This is a genomic window from Tannerella forsythia, from assembly GCF_003860135.1.
GTDB lineage: Bacteria > Bacteroidota > Bacteroidia > Bacteroidales > Tannerellaceae > Tannerella > Tannerella forsythia_A.
In genome coordinates this window covers 1-667 of record NZ_RQYN01000168.1, presented here as the reverse complement: position 1 = coordinate 667, position 667 = coordinate 1, and the positions used below count along the sequence as shown (strand labels likewise).

The 667-nt window shown below is 42.6% G+C and carries 1 pseudogene; it reads right to left on the bottom strand.

The features are described 5' to 3' along the window. Positions 1–73: 73 nt before the first annotated feature. Positions 74–667: pseudogene (locus EII41_RS13820) on the bottom strand (IS1595 family transposase); the annotation flags it as partial.

Here is a 667-nt window from a genome sequence, read left to right as displayed (position 1 = left end):
ATGCTTCCACATCTTGGACAATCCATAGTTTTTTTCAGCAAAGATAATAGTACTATATGAATTTAACAATACCGTAACAGAATTCATCTGGGTAATTTTGTAAGAATTCGGGTTTGATGTCATGAAATGTGTTTATCAGCTGTCGCTTGGCATTGCTGATGGCAATATGAACCCAGGGCAAGGCTTCCCCCACCTTCTCTTTGGGGATAACCTGAAAGTTGTGTATAGGTACAAAGTCTTTCAATTCTACATAAGAGGTAGAATGATCCGTGTCAACTTCCTGTACACCTGAGGCTAATTCCTTAACCGCCTTATTGATCGTTTCTTTCTTCAAGTCATCGATCACTTCGCCTTATTGATCGTTTCTTTCTTCAAGTCATCGATTACTTTCATTTTCAAATAGCCGACACTGCGGGGTTTTTGCCCCCTTGCGGGCGATGCAACCATTTCACTTTCCGCCATAACCAGCACTTTGCTTTTTTTTTGGCTGCCACGTCCCCGTTTCAAGGGCTTTTCTTTTTCCGCTTCGGGGGTCTCTGTGGAAAAATAACCTTCGTCCGGTTCAATGCGTCCTGCCAATACATACTCATCGTCTCTTCTACCCATAACCTGACGAAGTTTGTGAACCATGTGCCAAATGGGATGGTAACGATTATGACCCAATTGA